This is a genomic window from Alterirhizorhabdus solaris, from assembly GCF_007785815.1.
Lineage (GTDB): Bacteria > Pseudomonadota > Alphaproteobacteria > Sphingomonadales > Sphingomonadaceae > Alterirhizorhabdus > Alterirhizorhabdus solaris.
This window is the reverse complement of sequence record NZ_VNIM01000073.1, coordinates 1-20,892: the sequence shown is the minus strand read 5'-3', so window position 1 is coordinate 20,892 and position 20,892 is coordinate 1. Positions and strand designations below refer to the sequence as shown.

Sequence of the window (20,892 nt, the reverse complement as noted above, 5' to 3'; positions counted from 1 at the left end):
GGGCTGTGGGCGGCGGTCACGCTGGCGCACTATGTTGCGATCGTCGCGATCGCCTGCCTCTCGGCGGCGGTGTTGGCGGCGGTGGCGGCGATCGTGTTCGGCCGGCTCTCCCCGCTCGCCTTCGCCAGAGCGGCGTTGCCGGCGCAGATCGTCGCGGTCAGCACGCAATCATCGCTCGCCTCGCTGCCGGCGATGGTGGAGGCGGCCCCCGCGCTGGGGGTGACGCAAGGGTCGGCCGGGGTGGTGCTGCCGCTGGCGGTGTCGCTGTTCCGCGCGGCGAGTGCGGCGGCCAACATGGGCGTAGCGGTCTATCTGGCCGGGTTGCACGGTATCCCGCTGACGCCCGCCACGCTGGTGCTGGGGGTGCTGACCGGCGCCGCCGTGAGCCTCGCCGCCGTGGGGTTGCCCGCGCAGGTGTCGTTCTTCGCCACGATCGCGCCGGTCTGTCTGGCGATGGGGGTACCGATCGGGCTGCTGCCGGTGCTGCTGGCGGTGGAGACGATCCCCGACATCTTCCGCACCTTCGGCAACGTGACCGCCGACCTCGCCGTTACCCGGCTGGCGGGGCGGGGCGCGCCTCCGCCCGCATGATCGCGCGCAGCCCGGCGTGGAAATCCGGGTGGCGCGGCTGCCAGCGCAGCAATCGCCGCGCCTTGCCGTTCGCGACGCGCCGGTTCTCCGCATAGAAAGCGAGCGCCATCGGCGAGAGGTTCGCCTCGGCCAGCGGCAACAGCGGCGGCCACGGCCGACCGATCAGATCGCACGCCGCCTCGATCACGCGGTTCTGGCTGCACGGCGCATCGTCGGCCAGGTTGTACGCGCCGGGCGGGCCGTGGGCGATGCTGGCGATCACGCCGCCGGCGATGTCGGCGACATGGACGCGGCTGAACACCTGTTTGGGCAAGTCGATGCGGTGCGCCTTGCCCTCCGCTACCCGATCCAGCGCCGAGCGGCCCGGCCCGTAGATACCGGGCAGGCGAAACACGCGCGCTTGTGGGTGCAGCGCGAGCCATGCCGCATCGGCGATGTTACGCCCGCCGCGCCTGCCGGCGAGCGGGGCCGATTCGTCCACCCAGCCGCCGGCCGCATCGCCATAGACGCCGGTGGACGAGAGATAGCCGACCCACCGCGCCCGCGACGCCGCGATCGCCGCGCCGTAGGTGGCCAGCACCGGATCGCCTTCCGCGCCGGGCGGCACCGAGCTGAGGATGTGGCTGGCCGCCGCGATCGCCGGCAGCACGGCGGCGCGATCGGCGAAGGCGAGGTCGCCGGGACGCGGGTTGCGCGCGACGCGGCGGATCTCCCACCCCTCGGCGGCGAGGGTATCGGTGATGGCGTTGGCGGCATAGCCGGGGCCGAAGACGAGCATGAAAGGCATGGCGCCTTATACGCCCCAACGTCTCGTCCGTGCCAAGTTCTTGCGCGCAAGGGGGCTGGCAGTGACGCGGGCCGGGGGATAGACCTTGAGCATGCTCGATATCCACACCGCCGCCGCCACGCCGCCCCCCGTCATCCGGCGCGAGGACTATCGCGCGCCGGACTGGCTGGTGCCCGAGGTGTCGCTCGACTTCCGGCTCGACCCCGCCGCCACCCGCGTGCTGGCCCGGCTGGAGGTGACGCGCAACGGCGACCACGCCCGCCCGCTCCGCCTCGACGGCGACGGGCTGGTCCCGCTCGTGGTGCGGATCGACGGCGCGGCGGCGGCCGATACGTGGCGGATGGACGGGCCGGCACTGGTGATCGACCTGCCCGGCGCGGCGCATGTGATCGAAACCGAGGTGGAGATCGCGCCCGCCGGCAACACCCAGCTGATGGGCCTGTATGCCAGCGGCGGGCTGCTCTGCACGCAATGCGAGCCTGAGGGGGTCCGCCGCATCACCTTCTTCCCCGACCGGCCCGATGTGCTGAGCCGTTACACCGTGCGGCTGGAAGCGGGCGAGGCGACCTATCCGCTGCTCCTCTCCAACGGCGACCGCACCGATGGCGGCGGGCTGGAAGACGGCCGACACTGGGCGGAATGGCGCGATCCGTTTCCCAAGCCCACCTACCTGTTCGCACTGGTGGCGGGCGATCTGGCGGCCAACCGCGACAGCTTCGTCACCCGCTCCGGCCGCGAGGTGGATCTGGCGATCTGGGTGAAGGCCGCCGATGTCGGCAAGACCGAACATGCGATGGCCGCGCTCAAGGCCTCGATGGCGTGGGACGAGCAGACCTACGGCCGCGAATATGATCTGGGCGAGTTCAACATCGTGGCGGTGGCCGATTTCAACTTTGGCGCGATGGAGAACAAGGGCCTCAACATCTTCAACTCGCGCTACATCCTGGCCGACCCCGATACCGCGACCGATGGCGATTACGACGGCGTGGCGGGCGTGGTGGCGCACGAATATTTCCACAACTGGTCGGGCAATCGCGTCACCTGCCGGGACTGGTTCCAGCTTTCGCTGAAGGAAGGCTTCACCGTCTTCCGCGACCAGCAGTTCTCGGCCGATCAGGGATCGGCGGCGGTCGGCCGAATCGAGAATGTGCGGGCGTTGCGTGCCTCGCAATTCCCCGAGGATGCCGGGCCGCTGGCCCACCCGATCCGGCCCGAGGCCTATATGGAGATCAGCAACTTCTACACCGCCACCATCTACAACAAGGGTGCGGAGGTGATCCGCATGCTGCACACCCTGCTGGGCGCACAGGCGTTCCGGCAGGGCAGCGACCTGTATTTCGAGCGGCACGACGGGCAGGCCGCCACCTGCGAACAGTTCGTGCAGGCGATGGAGGATGCCAGCGGCGCCGACCTCGCCGCTTTCCGCCTGTGGTACGCGCAGGCCGGCACCCCGCGCGTGCGCGCCGCGATCAGCCACGAGCCGGCGAGCGGGCAGGCGCGGCTGACGCTGGGCCAGTCGGTGCCGGCGACGCCGGGGCAGCCGGTCAAGCAGTCGATGCCGCTCCCGCTGCGCGTCGCCCTGTTCGGCGAGCTGACCGGGCGGGTGCTCGCGCCCGAGCAGGTGGTGGTGCTGGACGGCCCGACGAAGGAGGTGCTGTTCGAGGGGATCGGCGAGCGGCCGATCCTGTCGATCAACCGCGATTTCTCCGCCCCCGTGGTGGTGGAGACGGACCGCTCCGCCGCCGATCTCGCCTTCCTGTCGGCCAACGACGACGATCCGTTCGCCCGCTACGAGGCGATGCAGCAGTTGATGGTGGATACGCTGGTGGTGGCGGTGGCGACCGGCACGGCGGACCATGCGCCCGTGGTCGAGGCGGTGGAACGCACGCTGACCGACCCGGCGCTCGACCCCGCGTTCGTCGCCGAGGCGGTGCTGCTGCCCAGCGAGGCGTTCGTCGGCGACCAGATGCTCGTGGTCGATCCCCCCGCGATCCATGCCGCGCGCGAGGCGTTGCGGGCCAGGATCGGCACCCGGCTGGAGGAGGCGTGGCGCGCGGCCTATGCGCGGGGGCAGGCCGATCGCTACGAATACAGCCCGCAGGCCAAGGGGCTGCGCCGGTTGCGCACCGTGGCGCTCGGCTATCTGGCGGCGGCGGGGGTGGCGGATGCCGCCGCGCTCGCCTTTGCCCAGTTCGACGAGGCGGACAACATGACCGACCGGCAGGGTGCGCTCGGCGTGCTCGCCAACGGCCGCTCGGCCGAGCGCGAGGATGCGCTGGACATGTTCTACGAGCGGTATCGCGGCAACGGCTTGGTGCTGGACAAGTGGTTCACCACGCAGGCCGTCTCCACCCGCGACGACTGCCTGGACGCGGTGGAGCGGCTGGCGCGGCACCCCGATTTCACGCTGGCCAACCCCAACCGGCTGCGCGCGCTGGTGGGGGCGTTCGCATCGAACCAGCGCGCGTTCCACGATGCCTCCGGGCGCGGCTACCGCTTCCTGGCCGACATGGTGATCGCGGTGGACCGGCTGAATCCTTCCACCGCCGCCAAGCTGATTCCCCCGCTCGGCCGCTGGCGCCGGTTCGACGGCGCACGCGCCGGATTGATGAAGGCGGAGCTGCGCCGCGTGCTGGAGGTGCCGGGGCTGTCGAAGGACGTGTTCGAGCAGGCATCCAAGAGCCTGGGCTGAAGCGGGCGACGCTACAGCAGCACGTCGACCAGATGGATCGTCAGGCCGACGAGGCCGCCGACGATCGTGCCGTTGATCCGGATGAATTGCAGGTCACTCCCCACCGCCGACTCCAGCCGCTCGGTGATGGTGCCCGCATCCCAGCCCCGGATCGTGTCGGAGACGAGGCGCACGATCGCATCGCCGTAGCTGGCGACCGTGCCGACCATTGCCCGCCGCGCGAATAGGTTGATCGTGTGGCGCAGCCGCGGATCATGCTGGAGGGTGTCGCCGAGCTGGCGGAGCGCCTCGCCGAACTTGCCCGCCAGCGTGGCGCGCGGATCGCGCGCGGCGCGCAGCAGGCCGGCCCGCGCGGACTCCCACAATCCGTCGATCCAGCGGGTGACGGCGGGGTTGGCGAGGATCTCGTCGCGCAGGCGGGAGACGGTCGCCTGGAGTTCCGGATCGTGCTGGAGGCGATGGGCGAGGTCGGCCAGCCCTTCCTCCGCCTTGGCGCGTAGAGGATGGGCGGGATCGGCCGCCATCTCGTCCACCATCCGGTGCAGGCCGTCGACGATCGAGTTGGCGAGCTTTTCGTCCAGCCCGGTCCAGCGCATGATCGCGCCGGCGCGCTTGCTCACCATCTCGCGGATCAGCACCTCGTTGGCGTTCAGCGTGCGGCCGACCCAGGTGATGATCGAATCGAGCAGCGGCACGTGGCGATCCTCCGCCATCGCCGCACCCAGCGCCTGCCCGATCAGCGGCGAGATATCGAGGCCACGCAGCCGGTTGCCGATCGCCCCCTTCACCATGCCGCCCAGCCGCTCCTGATCGAGCGACTCGAGAACGTTGGCGATCAGCCGCGACGCGCCCTCGCGCAGCCGCCCCTGCGTTTCGGGCGGCTGGGCCAGCAGGCGTCCGGCGGCGGCGGCCAAGTCGAGCCGCCGCATCCGCCGCGCCACCACCGAGGCGGTGAGGAAATTCTCGCGCAGGAAGCTGGCGAGATTGTCGCCGATCCGATCCTTGTTGGTTGGGATGATCGCCGTGTGCGGGATCGGCAGGCCGAGCGGATGGCGGAACAGCGCGGTGACGGCAAACCAGTCCGCCAGCCCGCCCACCATCGCCGCCTCGGCGAAGGCTCGGACGAAGCCCCAGGCCGGGTGGTGATCCAGCATCGCGCGGGCGAGCAGATAGACGCCGGCCATCACGACCAACAGCCCGGTGGCGAGCGCACGCCGGCCCTGCACGCCGCCCTGCGCCGGATTGAACCGATCGAGTCCGGTCACGCGCAGCAGGTTCATCGGGCGGAGGGGGCTGGGATCGTCACGCTACTAGAATGACCGGCCCGGCGATTGGTTCAACCCGCCGGGCCGGCCGTCGTGTCTTACTCCGCCGGCAGACTGGCGGGGCGGCCGTCGCGCGGCTCGTTGTTGGTCAGCCGGCGGCCGAGCATCGGGCCCAGCCACTGCTCGAATTCCACCGCAAGACTGAACGTGGCCGGCACGATCACCAGCGTGAGCATCGTCGAGACGATCAGTCCGCCGATCACGGTGATGCCCATCGGCGCGCGGAAACTGCCGTCGCCGCCAAGGCTGAAGGCGATCGGCACCATGCCGGCCACCATCGCCACCGTCGTCATCACGATCGGCTGCGCGCGCTTGTGCCCGGCATCGAGGATCGCCTGCCCGCGCGGCACGCCCTTGCTCATCTCTTCCAGCGCGAAATCGACCAGCAGGATCGAGTTCTTGGCGACGATGCCCAGCAGCATCAGCAGCCCGATCATCACCGGCATGGAAATCGCATAGCCCGTCAGGTGCAACGCCAGCGCGCCGCCCAGCGGAGCCAGCAGCAGCGAGCCCATGTTGACGAACGGCGGCATCACCCGCTTGTACAGCAGCACCAGCACCGCGAAGACCAGCAGCGTGCCGGATACCACGGCGACGATGAAGTTCTGCACCAGCTCCGCCTGCCACTTGCTGTCGCCGAACGGCACCTTCTGGATCCCCGCAGGCAGGTTCGCCAGCGCCGGCAGCGCATCGATCTTCGGGTTGGCGACGCCGGCCTCGGCCCCCGGCGCCAGATCGGCGCCGAGCGCGATGCGGCGGGTCTGGTTATAGCGGCGAAGCTGCGACGGGCCGGCGCCGAAGCCGATCTCGGCCACCACCTTGAGCGGCACCGATCCGCCCGCCGTCGTCGGCACCGGCAGATTCTCGATGGTGGAGAGGCTGCGGCGCGCATTCTCGTCGATCGCCACGCGGATCGGGATCTGCCGGTCGGCCAGCGAGAATTTGGCGACGTTCTGGTCGATGTCGCCCAGCGTCGCGATGCGGATCGTCTGGCTGAGCGCGGCGGTGGTGACGCCGAGATCGGCGGCGAGATCGAAGCGCGGCTTGATCGTGATCTCCGGACGCTGGAGATCGCCGTCGATGCGCGGGCTGCGCAATTCGGGGATGCCGCGCATCTGGGCGACCACCTGCAACGCCGTGGCGTTCAATTTGGCCGGATCGTCGCCGGTGAGCATGATCGTGATGTCGCGACCCAGTCCGCCGCTCTGCGACTGGAAGGTGACGCGCGCATCGGGAATGGCGTTCAGCTTCGGGGCGAGCGCGCGCTCGAACTCGATGCTGGTGCGCTTCCGCTTCGGATCGAGCGTGACGTAGATGTCGGCGCTGCCGATGCTGATGTCGGAGAAGGCGGCGGTCACGTCGGGCGCGGCCTTCAGCACGGCGGTCGCCTCGTCGGAAACCCGCACGGTCTGCGCCAGCGTCGATCCGGGCGCCATCTGGATCCGCACCTGGCTGTAGTTGGTGTTGATCGTCGGCTGGAAGCTGAACGGCAGCGTGGCGAACAGGATGATCGTGGCGACGAAGGCGACGCCGCCGGCCACCACCGTCCACCAGCGATGACGCAGCGACCAGGCCAGCAGCCGCATGTAGCCGCGCATCAGCCGGTTCTCTCCATGCGGCGCATGGCCGTGCGCCTTGAGGAAATAGGCCGCCACCATCGGCGTGATGAGCCGCGCGACGGCAAGGCTGAGCAGCACCGCCGCCACGATGGTGAGGCCGAAATTCTTGAAGAACTGCCCCGAGATGCCCGGCATGAGCCCGACCGGCAGGAAGACCGCGACGATCGCCATCGTCGTCGCCAGCACCGCCAGGCCGATCTCGTCGGCCGCGTCGATCGAGGCCTGATAGGCCGTCTTGCCCATCCGCATGTGGCGGACGATGTTCTCGATCTCCACGATCGCATCGTCCACCAGCACGCCTGCCACGAGGCTGAGCGCCAGCATGCTGATGCCGTTGAGCGTGAAGCCCATCAGGTCCATCAGCCAGAAGGCCGGGATCGCCGACAGCGGGATGGCGAGCGCGGAGATGAAGGTCGCCCGCCAGTCGCGCAGGAACAGGAACACCACCAGCACCGCCAGCACCGCGCCCTCGATCATCGCATCGATGGCCGAGTGATATTGCGCCCGCACATATTCCACGCTGGTGTACAGCTCGGTGAAGTGCAGCTTGGGATTTTCCTTCTGCAGCTTGGCGATCTCGGCCATCGCCTGATCGTACACCTTGAGATCGGAATAGCCCTTGGCCTTGCTCAGACCGAAGCTGAGCACCTGCCGCCCGTCCATCTTGGAGAGCGAGCGCTGCTCGGCGTAGAGGTCCTTCACCTCGGCGATGTCGGACAGCTTCACCGTGCGGCCGAGGCCGACCGAGATCAGCTTGCTGCCGAGCGAGCGCGCATCCTGCGCGTTGCCCAGCACGCGCACCGATTGCTCGGAACCGGCGATCTCGGCGCGGCCGCCGCCGGCGTTGAGGTTCACCTGACGGAGCTGCGCGTTGATCTGCGCGGCGGTGATGCCCTGCGCCTGCATCCGCACCGGATCGAGGATCACCCGGATCTCCCGGCTCACGCCGCCGCCGCGCCGGACCTGCGCCATGCCGGGGATCGCCAGCAACCGCTTGGCGACGGTGTTGTCGACGAACCAGCTCAGTTCCTCCAGCGACATGTCCACCGCCTCGACCGAGAAATAGGCGATCGGGCCGCCGTCGATATCCAGCCGGGTGACCTGCGGTTCGAGGATGCCTTCGGGCAGGTCGCTGCGAATGCGCGACACCGCCTCGCGCACGTCGGTGACGCCGCGATCGACAGGGATGCCGATCGAGAACTGGACGGTCGTGGTGGAGACCCCTTCGCTCACGAAGGAGGACAATTCGTCGACGCCGCTGATGCCGCGCACCGCCGCCTCGATCCGCTGGGTGACCTGCGTCTCCATCTCGGTCGGCGCGGCGCCGGGCTGGGTGACGGTGATCTGCGCGACCGGGAAGCTGACGTCCGGCTGGTTGTTCACGTCCATCCGCATGAAGCTGAGGATGCCCGCCAGCGTCAGCGCGATGAACAACACGATCGGGGCGACCGGGTTGCGGATCGCCCAGGCGGAGATGTTGCGGAAGTTCATGCCGCCGGCCGCTGCACGGGGGCGCGCACCGGCGTCACCTTGTCGCCGGGGTTGAGGAACGCGCCGGCGGCCAGCACCACCTGTTCCGTGCCGGTGAGGCCGGAGACGATGGTGATGCCCGCGTCGGAGACGTCGCCCACCTTCACCGCCTGACGGCGCACGGCGTTGCCGGGGCCGACGACGAACACGTAGTTGCCCGCCGCGTCGCTCAGCACCGCCGATTCGGGCAGCAGCGGCGCATCGACCGAGCCGCTCGCGATGGTCGCGGCGGCGAACCCGCCCGGGCGCAGCGCCGGATCATAGGTCAGCGCGATCCGCGCGACGCCCTGCCGGGTCTGCGGATCGATGATCGGCGACAGCTGCCAGATCGTGCCGCGGAACGGCGTGGCGGTGCCCACCGGCGTCACCTGCGCCGGCAGGCCGATGCGCAGCCGCGCGAGATCCTGCTCGGCCAGCCGTGCGGCCAGCTCCATCTCGCCGCCCTTGGCGATGCGGAACAGCGTGCCGCTGCCCGGGCCGACCACCTGCCCCGGCTCCACCGCGCGGGTGAGGACGAGCCCGGCGGCGGGCGCTCGGATATCCAGCCGGCCGATGCGGGCGCCGGCCTGGCCATATTGCGCCTGAGCCACCTTCACGCGGGCGTTGGCGGCATCGCGCGTGGCGGTGCGGCGATCGATGTCCGCCTTGGAGATGAAGCCGCGCGCCACCAGCGCCTTGGCCCGGTCCAGTTCGGACTGCGCCAGCGCGGCATCGGCCCGCGCGACGTTGATCGAGGCGGCGAGGCTGGCGCCTTCCTGTACCTGCACCGACCGCTCGATCGTGGCGAGCACCTGCCCGGCGGCCACCCAGTCGCCCGGTTCCACCAGCACGCGCGAGATCATGCCGCCCTCGCCGGCGATGCCGACCGGCATCTCGCGCCGTGCGGCCAGCGTGCCGGTGGTGGTGATGCTGCCGGCCACCGCCTGCCGGCCCGGCACTGTCACGGTGACGCGCGGCGGCGGGGACGCGACGGGCGCGGGGGCCTTTCCGCCGCGTGCATAGGCGAAGGCGGCGACGGCGAGGATCACGACGATCGCCGCGATCATCCACAGGCGCGGCCGGGCGACGAGGCCGGCGACACGGCCGCGGCCCCCGTTCTCGGGCGCGGGCGTGGCGCGGTCGGTCGAAAAACGCTTCTCGATGTTCATCTCGCCCGTACTTCCCGCTTCGTGCCCGTGGCAGTCGGGCGCTGTATTATCTCAATAGGTCACTGCCCTCAAGGCGCCGTTCTGTCCCTGAATCCGCACCGTCCAGGGCCGTTCAGGATGGATGCAGCGGCCGGCGGTGCATAAGCCGGCATCGGCCACCGTCGTGGGCGGGGCCACAACATGGGGACACAGATGAAACGTCGATCTTTGATGCTGCTCGTCGCGGCGAGCCTGCCCGCCGTCCTCGCCACGCAGGGTGCCGTCGCGCAGACCGTGGTCGCGAGCCCGGTGTCGGTGATCCAGGGCACCCGGCTGGACGTGGTGGCCGAGGGCGAGGTGGTGCGGGTGCCCGATATCGCCACCATCGGCGCGGGCGTGGTGACGCAGGCGCCCACGGCGGCCGCCGCGATGGCCGAGAACGCCACGCGGATGGCGGCGACGGTGGCGGCGCTGCGCCGCGCCGGCGTGGCCGACCGCGACATCCAGACGAGCGCGATCAACCTCGCCCCGCAGTATCGCTACGGCGAGAACGTGCCGCCGGTCATCACCGGCTATCAGGCGTCCAATCAGGTCAGCGTCCGCTTCCGCGACGTCAAGCGGTCGGGCGCTATCCTCGATACGCTGGTGGCGCAGGGCGCCAACCAGATCAACGGGCCGAGCCTGTCGGTCGACAAGGCCGAGGCCGCGCTCGATCAGGCGCGCACGGCGGCGATCGCCACGGCGCGTGCACGGGCCGAGCTGTACGCGAAGGCGGCCGGTCTGTCGGTGAAGCGCATCGTCTCGATCAGCGAGCAGGGCAGTTCCGCGCCGTCGCCGCAGCCGATCCTGATGATGGCGATGAAGCGCGGCAACGCGGCGGCCGACAGCGCGGTGGAGCCGGGCGAGCAGCGCCTGTCCGTCTCCGTATCGGTGACGTTCGAACTGCAATGACATGAAAAGGCCCGCACGACCGGGGTCGCGCGGGCCTTTTCGGCTGGAGTGGAAGGTCTTAGCGGACGCGGCCGCGACGAACCAGATTGACGATCGCGAGCAGGATGACTGCGCCGAGGAACGACACCAGCAGCGAGCGGATATCCAGCGCGCCGGACGTGATCGATGCCCCGCCGAGGAGCGGGCCGAGCAGGAAGCCGCCGAGCAGCGCGCCGACGATGCCGACGACGACGTTCAGCAGTACGCCCTGTTGTGCATCGGTGCGCATCACGATGCTGGCAAGCCAGCCGAGAATGCCGCCGACGATCAAGGTGATGATGAGACCCATATAAATCCTCCTGTTACGTCCGCCGCCCGCCCGGTAGGTCGAGCCCCCGTGCGACGGTGTGGAGGTTGATACGCTTCGGCAACGAATCCGTTCCTGAAAGCGCGACGAACCGAGCCGCAGTGCCGAGCCCGGCCGGCGCGGGGCCGGCGGGGCAGACGTAACAAGGGAAAGGATCAGAACTTCTGCTGGCGCTCGTACAGCGACTTGTAATGCTGGATGCGGGTGACGCGCAGCCCCGGCATGCCCGAGCGGTCGACCGCGCGCTGCCAGCTGGCGAATTCCTCCAGGCTCAGCGAATAACGCTCGCACACCTCGTCCACGCTCAGCAGCCCGCCGGCCACCGCGGCCACGACCTCGGCCTTGCGGCGGACCACCCACCGGGTCGTCGAAGGGGGCGGCAGCGAGGCGACCGTGAGCGGTTCGCCTAGCGGACCGATCACCTGCGCTGGCCGGATTCTCTGGTTCTCGATCATTCTACCCTCGACGTGGGCCTTGGCGACCCGTTCGTATTCTCGACACTCGCTTTCTAGGCCGTCCAGCTTGAAGGAAGGCTAACGCCGCAAGGTAAACAAGCCGGTCACTCGCATTCCGGCGCAATCTGGCGGAGCTTTGCCGCCGTATCGGGGTGAAAGCGCCCCTCCAGCCACGCCGCCGCCGCCGCCCAGCCGGGGCCGGCGGCATAGATCTCGACAAGCGCCGCGATCGCCTCGTCGCCGGTGAAGGTGCCGGCCGCCAGCCGTGCCTCCGCCACTGCGGTGCGCCCGGCCGCCTGCATCGCGGCAAGACTCGCGATCAGGCGGCCATAGTCCGGCGGCATGGGCGCGGGTTCCGCACGCGCGGAATCGAGACGGGTGAAGCCGAGATCCATCGTCGTCCGTCACCCCCATGCCGTGTGCGATGAAGCGGGCGTAACGGGCGATGGTGAAGGCGGTGTAAACACGAGGGCGCATCGGGCGTCGTGCGATTTTGCAGCGGCGGCGGTGATCGGCTAAGGCGACAGCGTGGAAAATGCCTTTCAGCTCGATCGCCCGATGGCCGGCGCGCGCATCGTCGTCGCCATGTCGGGCGGGGTGGACAGCTCGGTCGTGGCTGCTCTTGCCGCACGGACCGGCGCGGAGACGATCGGGGTCACGCTCCAGCTCTACGATCATGGCGCCGCCGTGGGCCGCAGCGGCAGTTGCTGCGCCGGGCAGGACATCCGGGATGCGCGCGCCGTGGCGGACCGGCTCGGCATCGCGCATTATGTGTTCGACTATGAGACGCGGTTCCGCAACGGCGTGATCGATCGCTTCGCCGACGATTACGTCGCCGGCCGCACGCCGATCCCGTGCGTGCGGTGCAATCAGGGGGTGAAGTTCACCGACCTGTTCGGCATCGCCCGCGATCTGGGCGCGGATTGCCTCGCCACCGGCCATTATGTACGTCGCGTGGCCGGTCCGGCGGGGGCGGAACTGCACCGCGCCGCCGACCCCGCGCGCGACCAGAGCTATTTCCTGTTCGCCACGACGCAGGCGCAGCTCGACTATCTGCGCTTCCCGCTCGGCGGGATGCCCAAGCCGCGCGTCCGCGAGATCGCCGCCGAGCTGGGGCTGGGAGTAGCGGCCAAGCCCGACAGTCAGGATATCTGCTTCGTGCCCGATGGCGATTATGCCGCCGTGGTGAAGAAGCTGCGACCGGAGGCGGGCGAGGGCGGCGAGATCGTCGATCGCGCCGGCCATGTGCTCGGGCGGCATCGCGGGCTGATCCACTTCACCGTGGGCCAGCGGCGCGGGCTGGAGATCGGCGGATCGCCCGAACCGCTCTACGTGGTGCGGCTGGAGCCGGAAACGCGACGCGTGGTGGTCGGTCCGCGCGCGGCGCTGGCGGTATCGGCGGCGCGGATCGGTGACATCAACTGGCTCGGTGGCGGTCATGCCGGGCCGATGACGGTCAAGATCCGGTCGATGGCGAAGCCGGTGCCGGCCCGGTTCGATGGCGAGACGGTGGTGTTCGACGCGCCCGAATATGGCGTCGCGCCGGGGCAGGCGGCGGTGTTCTATGCGGGGGAACGCGTGATGGGTGGCGGCTGGATCGAGCAGACGGTGGCGGCGGACACCGCGCTGGCGGCATGAGAAGCATCCTCGCCGCATCGGCGCTGCTGGCCTCGTGCCTGATCCTGCCCGCTGGGCCGGCCCGAACATCCGCCGCCGGCGACGAAGCCGTCGTGCGCGATTTCTACCGGCTGCTCGTCGGCAAGCGGGATGCCGATGCCGCCTTTGCCGCGCATATCGCGCCCGGGTTCGTGGAGCATAGCGCCGACGTGCCCGGCAGCGACCGGGAAAGCTCGCTGGTGTTCAGCCGCAAGATGCTGGCCCGCTCGCCAAAGGGACGGGTCGAGGTGGTGCGGGCGGCATCGGAGAAGGGGCTGGTCTTCCTGCACGCCATGTTCCGGTCTGAACCACAGGCACGCCCCGTCGCCATCGTCGAGATATTCCGGGTCGCCGATGGTCGTATCGTCGAGCATTGGGACGTGATCGCGCCGACGCCGGAAACGCCGGTAAACCCGATCTCCCCCTTCTGATCGCGCCTCAGCCGACCCAGCCGGCCACTTCGCCCGCCCCCTGATTGGCCGCCTGGTTGAGCGCGGGCAGTCCCGCCGCCGGCGTTTCCGCCGTTATCGGTACGCGTGCCTCGAACCGGCGGGTCTGCAACGCCTTGGCACCCTCACGCGCCATCGTCGCATCATAGATCACGACGACGCTGCGACTGGCACTGTCCAGACCGAACTGGTTGAGCCGCCCGCCGATGCGGATGCCGCCGGCCAGTGATGACTGACGCGGGTCGAGTACCGCGCGCCCGGTGGTGGCGGCGATCGTCTCGGCCAGCAGCTCGCGGAACAGCCGGTTCGGCACGTCGATCCACTGCGCGTCCTTGAGGTAGGCGACCGATGTCGCACCGGTCTGCACTGGCACGCGCGGCGTCGACAGTTCCTGCGGTACGATCGGCACGGACACGATCACGGTCTGCCCGTCGCTCGCGGTGCGGACCGTGCCCGCGGCCAGCGTCGCGGTGGGCGTCAGCGTGGCGAGCGAAGCGGGCGGCTCCGCGCCGAAGCTGATGCATGCGGCCAGTGGCAGCGCGGCGGCGATGACACCCGCGAGGCGGACGGAAAGGGCGCGCGTCGTCATCAGTTCTTCCCCGGCTTGTAGTCAGGTAGTTTGCCGCCGCCGATCACCGCGCCCGCGCCACCGCGGTTCAGCTTGGTGGCGACGCCGGTCAGCGCCTCGGACATCTCGGTCAGGTCGCGCACGAGCTGGCTGACTTCCGGCACCGTCTGGGTGGAGAAAGCCCGGATGCCGGGGCGTGCCTCGCCGATCGCGCCTTCCAGCGCGGCCATGCTGCGCTGGGCAGACGCGACGGTGCGGCGCAGATCCTCGGCGATCGGGCCAACCTGCGCATTTGTCGTCGTGGCAAGCTGGCCGATCTGCTGCGCGGCGATCCCTGCCTGATGCACGGCGACCCGGCTTTCCGAAAGCGCCGCCGCCAGATCCGGGCCGCGATCGGCCAGCGATCCGCTCACCCGGTCGAGATTGGCGAGGATGTTGCCCAGCGACTTCTGGTTCTTATCGTTGAGCAGGTCGCCCATCCGCTCCGTCAGCGTGGAAAGCTGCTGAAGCAGCTGCGGCGCGCTGTTGAGCAGTTCGCCGAGAGCGCCCGGCTTCGTCGGAATCACCGGCGCGCCATAGGGGCCGAGATCGGCGATCGGCGGCGCGCCCTTGATGGCGCCATCAAGGTTGATCTGCGACACGCCGGTGAAGCCGACGCCGGCGATCGTGGCGGTGGTGCCCTGCAACACCGGCACCTCCTCCTTCACCGTGATCCGCACGCGGACGAATTCCGGCTGGTTGGGCATCAGCGCGATCTCCTTCACCTGCCCCGACGGCACGCCGGAGAAGGTGACGGCCGACCCCTTGGCCAGCCCGTCGACCGATGTCTTGAAGAAGATATCGTAGATCTTGTCGTCGCCGCCGGAGAGGCGGGCGATCCAGACGGTGAAGATCAGCGTCACGATCGTCAGCGCGAGCACGACGCCGCCGACGAGGACATGGTTCGACCGGGTTTCCATCAGGCGTTCATGCTCCACCCGCCGTGGCTTCCGCCGCGGCCTGCTGTTGGCGCGCCTTGTCGGCCTGCGCTTCGTCCAGTTCGCCCTCGCGCAGCCGGTCGGCGCTGTCCGCCGCGAGCCGGCCGCGCGGGCCGTTGAAATATTCCTGAATCCACGGATGATCCAACGCCAGCAATTCTTCGATCGTTCCGACCGCGATCACCTTGCGATCGGCCAGCACCGCCACCCGGTCGCAGATCGCATAGAGCGTATCGAGATCGTGGGTGATGAGGAACACCGTGAGCCCCAGCGTCTGCTGGAGGCTCTTGATGAGTTCATCGAAGGCGGCGGCCCCGATCGGGTCGAGGCCGGCGGTCGGCTCGTCGAGGAACAACAGCTCCGGGTCCAGCGCGAGCGCGCGGGCGAGACCGGCACGCTTGCGCATTCCGCCCGACAGCTCGGAGGGGTATTTCGGCCCCGCCTCTGCGGCCAGGCCCGACATCACGATCTTGTAGGAGGCGATCTCGTCCAGCAGCTTCTCGCCCAGGCGCGGGTAATATTCGCGCAGCGGCACCTCGACGTTTTCCGCCACCGTGAGCGTGGAGAACAAGGCACCGCCCTGGAACAGCACGCCCCAGCGCCGCCGCACCGATTTCGCCTCGGTATCCTCGCGCCCGATCATGGGAATGCCGAACACCTCGACCTCGCCCGCCTGCGGGGTCTGCAAGCCGATGATCGAGCGCATCAGGACCGACTTGCCGGTGCCCGAGCCACCGACCACGCCGATGATCTCGCCGCGCTTCACATCGAGATCGAGGCCGTCGTGGACGACCTGCTCGCCGAAGCCGTTCTTCAGGCCCGCCACATGGACGGCGATATCGCGGTCGCTCATATCCATCCCAGCCCTATATCCAGCCGAGCAGGGTGAAGAACACCGCGAAGAACGCGTCGAGCACGATCACGAGGAAGATGCCCTGCACCACGGCGGCGGTGGTCCGCAGGCCCACTTCCTCGGCGTTGCCCTTCACCTGCATCCCCTGATAGCAGCCGGACATGGCGATGATCGCGCCGAACACCGGCGCCTTGAGCAGCCCGATCCACAGATCGGTGATCGGCACGACCTCACGGATGCGCTGGACGAAGGTGGCGGGAGGAATATCGAGGGAGATCCAGCACAGCAGCCCGCCGCCGATGATCCCCATCAGCGCGGCATAGAAACCGAGCAGCGGCATCAGGATGACGGAGGACAGTACGCGCGGCACCACCAGCGCCTCCATCGGCGACACGCCGATGGTGCGCATCGCATCTACCTCCTCGGCCAGCTTCATCGAGCCGAGCTGGGCGGCGAACGCGGAGCCGGAGCGGCCGGCCACCATGATCGCGGTCATCAGCACGCCCAGTTCGCGCAGCGTCATCCGGCCGATCAGGTTGATCGTGAACACCTCCGCGCCGAACTGGCGCAACTGCACCGCGCCCTGCTGCGCGATCACCACGCCGACCAGCAGGCTCATCAGCCCGATGATGCCCAGCGCCTCGACGCCGACCACCTCGAACTGGCGGCTGACCGCGTTGAAGCGGAAGCGGCGCGGGTGGCGGATGATCGCGCCGAACGCCACCATCACCGCGCCGAAGAAACCGATCAGGCCGTACAGCGTGTGCCCGGCGCCCACGACCCAGTCACCCACCTGCCCCAGCACGCGCAGAAAGGGGGTGCGTGTGTCCGGCCGCATCTTTACCGGCTGGTCGGCGGCGGAAACCTGTTCGAGCAGGCGGGCATGGCCCTCGTCCGCGCCTTCGATCGGCACGTCGCCATCACGCGCGGCGCGGTGGACGATCCACGCACCCACCGTATCCATCCGGTCGATGCCCGAGATGTCGATGGCCGAGGCGCGCACGCCTTCCAGCCGCTCAGGCAGATCGCGTAGACGCGAGAGTGTCAGCGAGCCGGTGAAGCGGAGGGTGCCGCCCCCGCCCTTGCCGTCGCCCTGTTCGTCGAGAGTGAAGTCCGCCGGTCCGCTCATGCGTGGCCTTTGTGGGGCAAGGCGAGGGGATCGGCAAGCGCCGGTGGCGGGATGAGGCGCGACATCGGATGCCATTACTCGCGAGCGGCGCGCATGGTTCCGCCGGCCGCGTCGCTTGTGTAGGGGGCGGGGATGACCGAACTCGCCATCTACGACATGGACCGCACGATCACGCGGCGCGCCACCTACACCCCCTTCCTGCTGCACGCCGCGCGCCGGCGGGCGCCGTGGCGGCTGCTGCTGGTGCCGTTCGTGCTGATCTCGATGCTCGGCTATGTGGCCAAGCTGATCGACCGCGGGCGGCTGAAGGAGATCAACCACGCGCTGCTACTGGGCCGCCACAACACGCCGGAGGAACTGGCGCTGGTGGCCGACACCTTCGCCGACGAGACGATGGCGACCAACATATTGCCCGGCGCGATGGCGCAGATCGCCGCCGACAAGGCCGCCGGCCGCCGGCTGGTGATGGCGACCGCCAGCTACCGCCTGTACGCCGGCACCATCGCCGACCGCTTGGGCTTCGACGACGTGATCGCCACCAACTCGGTCGCCGGGCTGGACGGCCGCATCCGCGCGAAGATCGACGGCGAGAACAGCTACGGCCCGGCGAAACTGCGGATGATCCTGGCGTGGATGGAGGCGGAGGGGCTGCGGCGCGAGGACTGCCGCGTGTGGTTCTACAGCGACCACGCCAGCGACCAGCCGGTGTTCGACTGGTGCGACATGCCGGTGGCGGCGAACCCGAGCAAGGCGCTGCGCGAGATGGCGGGGGCTAGGGGGTGGCCGGTGGTGGAGTGGGGGTAGTGATCGAAGGCAGGCGAAGTCTATTCCTCACGAAACTGTATTTACATATTGCGAGATAGATACTTCGTCTAGTACATAGATACTTCGTTTGGTACAGAGAAAATCTGCATATAGGAGAAATCCGGTTGCCACACGCAGGATATCTCAAAATCGTTAGCAAATCCCGAGCAGCGTGCATCGCTGCCGTCGAGATATACAATCGAACTGTTGTTCAATATCGAGAGGAAACGTTTGCGATCCTCATGGTCAATGCATGGGAATTGTTGCTCAAGGCCAGAATAATTCAAGAAAATATGGGAAAACATTCTAGACTTTATGAGTATCAGTATCGGAAAAAGAAGGACGGCTCAAAGAGCAAGTTCAAAGACTTAAAGTTAACCAGATCGGGTTCGCCGATGACAATTGGCCTAGACCACTGTTGTAATATTGTGGCAGGATACGCTAACAACCGCATTGACGTCGCCTGTATAAAAAATCTTCAAGCTCTCGTTGAGGTTCGAGATAACGCTACGCATTTTATCAATCAGGATATAGCCATCCGCAAAGTAGTAACAGAAGTATCATTAGGCTCTGTAAAGAACTATGTTATAGCTATCCAAAAATGGTTTAACGTTTCATTCTCCGATCTCAACATTTCGCTAATTCCAATATCATTTGAACTGGATCAAGATGGGATTGAGGCTGTTGCAAAAAAGCCCGCTGTCGCAGTCTCTCGCTTCTTGGCACATATGCAGTCCATGAAACAAGAAGCCCATGCCTTCGAGTCCGAGTATGCCTTCTCGGTACGAGTAGAATTTGATCTTATTAAGAACAAAGCAGACGGTGCCGTTAAGGCGACTTTAGTCCGTGACGATGCGGATCTCACGCTAGGTGTGGACGACGATCGTGTTCCGGCTGGGTTCACTTGGGACTATAAGACACTCACAGATCGTTTAGTCGAAAGGTATGATAACTTCTCGCAAAATCCACTATACCATAAAATTCGTAAGACTTTGGAAGGCGATAAGAAATTCTGCTTTGTGAGGTATCTCGATCCTAAGAAGAAGTCGTCTTCAATAAAGCGTTTTTATAATCCAAACATAATACAAGAATTTGACAAGAGTTATGTTAAGCGCGGGTCAACCCTATTTGATAATCCTCAAACCACCGCCAAAGCCTGATCAAAATCCGCCATCAGATCCTCCGCCTTCTCCACCCCCACCGAGATCCGCACCAGATTGTCGGTGATCCCCAGCAACGCCTTGCGTGCGTCCGGCACGGAAAGGTGCGTCATCCCGGCGGGGTGGCTCGCCAGCGTTTCGGTGCCGCCCAGCGATACGGCCAGCTTGGCGATCTTCAGCGCGTCGAGGAACGCGAAGGCTTCGGCCTCGCCGCCTTTCAGGTACAGCGAGAAGGTGCTGCCGGCCCCGGTGCAGTGGCGGCGGTAGATGTCGGCCTGGCTGCCGGGGGCGGGGTCGTCGCCCTCGCCGAGGAAGCCGAGGTAGCCGACATGTTCCACCTTGGGGTGGTCGCGCAGGGCGGCGCACACCTTGGCGGCATTCTCGCCCGCGCGGCTCATGCGGAGTTCCAGCGTTTCCAGTGAACGCAGCAGCATCCACGCCGAATGGGGATCGGTGATGGTGCCGATGGTGTTGCGCATCGCCCGGATCGGATCGATCGCCGCCTTGCTGCCGACAGCGCCGCCCGCCACCAGATCGCTGTGCCCGCCGGCATATTTGGTGAGCGAGTAGATCACCAGATCGGCCCCGTGCCGCAGCGGCTGCTGCCACAAAGGCCCGAGGAAGGTATTGTCGATCACGATCGGCGGTTTCTCCGCCGCATCGGCGAAGATGGCGTCGCGGGCGGCGGCCACCGCCTCCACGTCCACCAGCGCGTTGGTGGGGTTGGCCGGGCTTTCGAGGTAGATCATCGCCACGCGCCCTCCGATCGCAATGGCGTCGGCGGCGGCGCGGGCCAGCACCGCGTCGATCTCGGCCCGGCTGGCGCCCGCCGGAAAATCGAGCCAGTTGATGCCGAAGCGACCGAGGATCTTGCCGATCAGCGTCTCCGTGGCGGCATACAGCGGGGCGGAATGGACGATGGTGTCGCCCGGCTTCACGCTCGCCAGCATCACCGTGGCGATGGCGGCCATGCCGCTGGAAAAGACGAGCGCGTCCTCCGCATCCTCCCAGATGCCCAGGCGGTCCTCCAGAATCTCCTGATTGGGGCCGTTGAAGCGCGAATAGACCAGCCCCTCCGCGCCCCCCGGCCGCTTGCCGGTGACGCCCTCGAAATGGCGCTTGCCGGCGGCCGCACTCTCGAACACGAAGGTGCTGGTGAGGAAGATCGGCGGTTTCAGCGCGCCTTCCGACAGCATCGGATCATAGCCGTGGCCCATCATCAGCGTTTCGGGAGCGAGGCGGCGGCCGCCCACCTCCAGCGGTTGCGCGCGGGGGCGGCGGCGGGGCGTGGCGCCGGTGAGGTCTGCTTCGGTTTCCTTCGTCATGGTTCGGAATCCTCTCGTTGGCGGCATCCTATCGCATCGGCGGGCGGGCGCCAGCGTCGGGCTGTCCTACGGCGGGGTGTGCGCGTAACTGGTCCGGTCTGGCGAACCGGAGGGTACGATGGACGATCTGATCGAGCGGCTGGCGGCGGCATATCGGGGCCATGCGCTGCCCCACCCGGCGCTGAAGCCGGTGACGCTGGCGCAATGGCTGCTGGAAAGCGGGCGCGGCACCTCGGCGCTGGCGCGCGATCACCTGAACTTCGCGGGGCTGAAATGGCGGGCGGAGATGGCCCCCTTCGCCACCCGCGTCGATCATGCGGCGCACGACGGGGCGGATGCCTATTGCCGTTTCGCCTCGGTGGAGGCGTTCATCGGGGGCTACTGGGCGTTCCTCGCGCGGCGGCCGGGGCGGCGGACCTCGGCACGATCGTGCTCGATCCCGGGCATGGCGGCGCGGTGAACATGGCGGGCAGCTCGCACAACAATGCCGTCAGCGTATCGGGCGTGGCGGAAAAGGCGCTGACGCTCGACTTCGGCCTCGCCCTGCG

The 20,892-nt window shown here is 68.0% G+C and carries 20 protein-coding genes; 8 read left to right on the top strand and 12 right to left on the bottom strand.

Features of this window, described 5'->3' with window-relative positions:
* A partial coding sequence (locus tag FOY91_RS15525; RefSeq protein WP_145154001.1) for a dicarboxylate/amino acid:cation symporter occupies nucleotides 1-591 on the top strand: 591 nt, incomplete at its 5' end.
* Here FOY91_RS15525 and FOY91_RS15520 read toward each other — a convergent pair.
* Nucleotides 551-1,378 (bottom strand): Rossmann-fold NAD(P)-binding domain-containing protein, encoded by an 828-nt coding sequence (locus tag FOY91_RS15520; protein ID WP_145153999.1) that lies wholly within the window; start codon nucleotides 1,376-1,378, stop codon nucleotides 551-553. The genes FOY91_RS15525 and FOY91_RS15520 overlap by 41 nt on opposite strands.
* Nucleotides 1,379-1,469: 91 nt before the next feature.
* On the opposite strand from FOY91_RS15520, the gene pepN reads away from it, so the two are divergent.
* The gene (gene pepN / locus FOY91_RS15515; RefSeq protein ID WP_145153997.1) at nucleotides 1,470-4,070 is read left to right on the top strand and encodes an aminopeptidase N; all 2,601 of its coding nucleotides are present in this window, start codon (nucleotides 1,470-1,472) and stop codon (nucleotides 4,068-4,070) included.
* Between the two features lie 11 nt (nucleotides 4,071-4,081).
* Here pepN and FOY91_RS15510 read toward each other — a convergent pair whose 3' ends face one another.
* The 3 genes from FOY91_RS15510 to FOY91_RS15500 all read right to left on the bottom strand — a co-directional run bounded on the left by FOY91_RS15510 (nucleotide 4,082) and on the right by FOY91_RS15500 (nucleotide 9,692).
* Nucleotides 4,082-5,350 (bottom strand): DUF445 domain-containing protein, encoded by a 1,269-nt coding sequence (locus FOY91_RS15510; RefSeq protein ID WP_145153995.1) that lies wholly within the window; start codon nucleotides 5,348-5,350, stop codon nucleotides 4,082-4,084.
* 83 nt (nucleotides 5,351-5,433) lie between these two features.
* Nucleotides 5,434-8,505: an efflux RND transporter permease subunit gene (locus FOY91_RS15505; RefSeq protein WP_145153994.1), complete on the bottom strand. Its 3,072-nt coding sequence runs from the start codon at nucleotides 8,503-8,505 to the stop codon at nucleotides 5,434-5,436.
* Complete coding sequence (locus FOY91_RS15500) at nucleotides 8,502-9,692, bottom strand: efflux RND transporter periplasmic adaptor subunit (RefSeq protein ID WP_145153990.1); 1,191 nt, start codon at nucleotides 9,690-9,692, stop codon at nucleotides 8,502-8,504. Before FOY91_RS15500 ends, FOY91_RS15505 begins: the two co-directional genes overlap by 4 nt.
* Nucleotides 9,693-9,884: 192 nt before the next feature.
* On the opposite strand from FOY91_RS15500, the gene FOY91_RS15495 reads away from it, so the two are divergent.
* Nucleotides 9,885-10,622 carry an SIMPL domain-containing protein gene (locus tag FOY91_RS15495; protein ID WP_238995735.1) on the top strand — a complete coding sequence of 246 codons (738 nt, stop codon included), beginning with the start codon at nucleotides 9,885-9,887 and terminating at the stop codon, nucleotides 10,620-10,622.
* 58 nt (nucleotides 10,623-10,680) lie between these two features.
* Here the strand turns inward: FOY91_RS15495 and FOY91_RS15490 are convergent, their stop codons facing one another.
* The 3 genes from FOY91_RS15490 to FOY91_RS15480 form a co-directional block, all read right to left on the bottom strand.
* Nucleotides 10,681-10,950, bottom strand: a complete 270-nt coding sequence (locus FOY91_RS15490) for a GlsB/YeaQ/YmgE family stress response membrane protein (protein WP_145153984.1) — start codon at nucleotides 10,948-10,950, stop codon at nucleotides 10,681-10,683.
* Between the two features lie 173 nt (nucleotides 10,951-11,123).
* Nucleotides 11,124-11,423 carry a CtrA inhibitor SciP gene (sciP, locus tag FOY91_RS15485; protein ID WP_145153981.1) on the bottom strand — a complete coding sequence of 100 codons (300 nt, stop codon included), beginning with the start codon at nucleotides 11,421-11,423 and terminating at the stop codon, nucleotides 11,124-11,126.
* A 104-nt stretch (nucleotides 11,424-11,527) separates the two neighbouring features.
* The gene (locus tag FOY91_RS15480; protein WP_145153978.1) at nucleotides 11,528-11,818 is read right to left on the bottom strand and encodes a hypothetical protein; all 291 of its coding nucleotides are present in this window, start codon (nucleotides 11,816-11,818) and stop codon (nucleotides 11,528-11,530) included.
* Between the two features lie 163 nt (nucleotides 11,819-11,981).
* On the opposite strand from FOY91_RS15480, the gene mnmA reads away from it, so the two are divergent.
* A complete protein-coding gene (gene mnmA, locus FOY91_RS15475; protein ID WP_145154003.1) occupies nucleotides 11,982-13,061 on the top strand; it encodes a tRNA 2-thiouridine(34) synthase MnmA in 1,080 nt (359 codons plus the stop codon).
* Entirely contained in the window at nucleotides 13,058-13,510 is a 453-nt protein-coding gene (locus FOY91_RS15470; RefSeq protein ID WP_145153975.1) for a nuclear transport factor 2 family protein, read from the top strand. The genes mnmA and FOY91_RS15470 overlap by 4 nt, the downstream gene beginning before the upstream one ends.
* 7 nt (nucleotides 13,511-13,517) lie before the next feature.
* Here the strand turns inward: FOY91_RS15470 and FOY91_RS15465 are convergent, their stop codons facing one another.
* Genes FOY91_RS15465 through FOY91_RS15450 form a run of 4 tightly spaced genes read right to left on the bottom strand, consistent with a single transcriptional unit; the run spans nucleotide 13,518 to nucleotide 17,055 of the window.
* A complete protein-coding gene (locus FOY91_RS15465; protein ID WP_145153972.1) occupies nucleotides 13,518-14,117 on the bottom strand; it encodes an ABC-type transport auxiliary lipoprotein family protein in 600 nt (199 codons plus the stop codon).
* A complete protein-coding gene (locus FOY91_RS15460) occupies nucleotides 14,117-15,055 on the bottom strand; it encodes an MlaD family protein (RefSeq protein WP_145153969.1) in 939 nt (312 codons plus the stop codon). Before FOY91_RS15460 ends, FOY91_RS15465 begins: the two co-directional genes overlap by 1 nt.
* Before the next feature lie 7 nt (nucleotides 15,056-15,062).
* A complete protein-coding gene (locus FOY91_RS15455; RefSeq protein ID WP_145153966.1) occupies nucleotides 15,063-15,926 on the bottom strand; it encodes an ABC transporter ATP-binding protein in 864 nt (287 codons plus the stop codon).
* A gap of 13 nt (nucleotides 15,927-15,939) precedes the next feature.
* Nucleotides 15,940-17,055 (bottom strand): MlaE family ABC transporter permease, encoded by a 1,116-nt coding sequence (locus FOY91_RS15450; protein WP_145153963.1) that lies wholly within the window; start codon nucleotides 17,053-17,055, stop codon nucleotides 15,940-15,942.
* A gap of 132 nt (nucleotides 17,056-17,187) precedes the next feature.
* Between FOY91_RS15450 and FOY91_RS15445 the strand changes: the two genes are divergently transcribed.
* On the top strand, nucleotides 17,188-17,859 hold the full coding sequence (locus FOY91_RS15445; protein ID WP_145153960.1) for an HAD family hydrolase: 672 nt from the start codon (nucleotides 17,188-17,190) through the stop codon (nucleotides 17,857-17,859).
* 125 nt (nucleotides 17,860-17,984) lie between these two features.
* Nucleotides 17,985-19,019 carry a DUF3644 domain-containing protein gene (locus FOY91_RS15440; RefSeq protein WP_145153957.1) on the top strand — a complete coding sequence of 345 codons (1,035 nt, stop codon included), beginning with the start codon at nucleotides 17,985-17,987 and terminating at the stop codon, nucleotides 19,017-19,019.
* On the opposite strand, the gene FOY91_RS15435 is transcribed toward FOY91_RS15440, so the two are convergent.
* Nucleotides 18,998-20,344: a cystathionine gamma-synthase family protein gene (locus FOY91_RS15435; RefSeq protein ID WP_145153953.1), complete on the bottom strand. Its 1,347-nt coding sequence runs from the start codon at nucleotides 20,342-20,344 to the stop codon at nucleotides 18,998-19,000. The genes FOY91_RS15440 and FOY91_RS15435 overlap by 22 nt on opposite strands.
* Nucleotides 20,345-20,462: 118 nt before the next feature.
* Between FOY91_RS15435 and FOY91_RS15430 the strand changes: the two genes are divergently transcribed.
* The gene (locus tag FOY91_RS15430; RefSeq protein ID WP_145153950.1) at nucleotides 20,463-20,804 is read left to right on the top strand and encodes a glucosaminidase domain-containing protein; all 342 of its coding nucleotides are present in this window, start codon (nucleotides 20,463-20,465) and stop codon (nucleotides 20,802-20,804) included.
* Nucleotides 20,805-20,892: the final 88 nt, after the last annotated feature.

Bases quoted from the DNA above. Each gene is read 5' to 3' on its own strand.
- FOY91_RS15470 (WP_145153975.1), top strand. From the start codon at position 13,058: ATGAGAAGCATCCTCGCCGCATCGGCGCTGCTGGCCTCGTGCCTGATC.
- FOY91_RS15480 (WP_145153978.1), bottom strand. From the start codon at position 11,818: ATGGATCTCGGCTTCACCCGTCTCGATTCCGCGCGTGCGGAACCCGCG.
- FOY91_RS15465 (WP_145153972.1), bottom strand. From the start codon at position 14,117: ATGACGACGCGCGCCCTTTCCGTCCGCCTCGCGGGTGTCATCGCCGCC.
- FOY91_RS15520 (WP_145153999.1), bottom strand. From the start codon at position 1,378: ATGCCTTTCATGCTCGTCTTCGGCCCCGGCTATGCCGCCAACGCCATC.
- FOY91_RS15500 (WP_145153990.1), bottom strand. From the start codon at position 9,692: ATGAACATCGAGAAGCGTTTTTCGACCGACCGCGCCACGCCCGCGCCC.
- FOY91_RS15435 (WP_145153953.1), bottom strand. From the start codon at position 20,344: ATGACGAAGGAAACCGAAGCAGACCTCACCGGCGCCACGCCCCGCCGC.
- FOY91_RS15495 (WP_238995735.1), top strand. From the start codon at position 9,885: ATGAAACGTCGATCTTTGATGCTGCTCGTCGCGGCGAGCCTGCCCGCC.
- FOY91_RS15455 (WP_145153966.1), bottom strand. From the start codon at position 15,926: ATGAGCGACCGCGATATCGCCGTCCATGTGGCGGGCCTGAAGAACGGC.
- FOY91_RS15505 (WP_145153994.1), bottom strand. From the start codon at position 8,505: ATGAACTTCCGCAACATCTCCGCCTGGGCGATCCGCAACCCGGTCGCC.
- FOY91_RS15430 (WP_145153950.1), top strand. From the start codon at position 20,463: ATGGACGATCTGATCGAGCGGCTGGCGGCGGCATATCGGGGCCATGCG.
- mnmA (WP_145154003.1), top strand. From the start codon at position 11,982: ATGGCCGGCGCGCGCATCGTCGTCGCCATGTCGGGCGGGGTGGACAGC.
- FOY91_RS15445 (WP_145153960.1), top strand. From the start codon at position 17,188: ATGACCGAACTCGCCATCTACGACATGGACCGCACGATCACGCGGCGC.
- FOY91_RS15450 (WP_145153963.1), bottom strand. From the start codon at position 17,055: ATGAGCGGACCGGCGGACTTCACTCTCGACGAACAGGGCGACGGCAAG.
- FOY91_RS15460 (WP_145153969.1), bottom strand. From the start codon at position 15,055: ATGGAAACCCGGTCGAACCATGTCCTCGTCGGCGGCGTCGTGCTCGCG.
- pepN (WP_145153997.1), top strand. From the start codon at position 1,470: ATGCTCGATATCCACACCGCCGCCGCCACGCCGCCCCCCGTCATCCGG.
- sciP (WP_145153981.1), bottom strand. From the start codon at position 11,423: ATGATCGAGAACCAGAGAATCCGGCCAGCGCAGGTGATCGGTCCGCTA.
- FOY91_RS15490 (WP_145153984.1), bottom strand. From the start codon at position 10,950: ATGGGTCTCATCATCACCTTGATCGTCGGCGGCATTCTCGGCTGGCTT.
- FOY91_RS15510 (WP_145153995.1), bottom strand. From the start codon at position 5,350: ATGAACCTGCTGCGCGTGACCGGACTCGATCGGTTCAATCCGGCGCAG.